This window comes from Acinetobacter sp., assembly GCF_036666595.1.
GTDB lineage: Bacteria > Pseudomonadota > Gammaproteobacteria > Pseudomonadales > Moraxellaceae > Acinetobacter.
In genome coordinates, this window is record NZ_JAVWVO010000162.1 from 1 (window position 1) to 519 (window position 519).

A 519-nucleotide genomic window follows, 5' to 3' on the forward strand; every position below is an offset into this window, starting at 1 on the left:
TCAGTAATCGGCATATGGTCGAAATGAATCACGCCTTTGCTCAGATGTTTGGTTATGAGCGTGAAGAGCTTCTTCATCACTCCATTATTAAAATTTTCCCCAGTATTGAAGACTATGAGAAAGTCGGAAATGATGCTTTGCAAAGCCTATTGCAAAAAAATAGCCTGCATTATTCGGATCAACGCTTTATGCAGCATAAAAGTGGAGAGATTTTCTGGACACATACCCATGGACGTACACTCACCCCTGAAGATCCTTTTCAATTGATGGTGTGGCATTTTGAACGTAAAGAGCAGCATCCGCTGATAAGTAAACAGAAGTTAACCAAACGCGAATCTGAGATTACTCAACTCATTGTAAATGGATTAACCTGCAAAGAAATTGCACGAAAACTTTGCTTGTCACATCGTACAGTCGAGGTTCATAAAGCCAATTTAATGAAGAAGCTAGGTGCTCATTCTAAAAGTGAGCTCAGCTCTAAAATTATTATTCAGAATGGCCTGACCCATTTCTAAGACA

1 protein-coding gene is annotated in these 519 nt (G+C 39.3%); it reads left to right on the forward strand.

The genetic code is table 11. The features are described from left to right. The coding region (locus RR876_RS17380) for a LuxR C-terminal-related transcriptional regulator (RefSeq protein ID WP_332637224.1) at positions 1 to 515 on the forward strand (515 nt) is incomplete at its 5' end. Positions 516 to 519 lie beyond the last annotated feature (4 nt).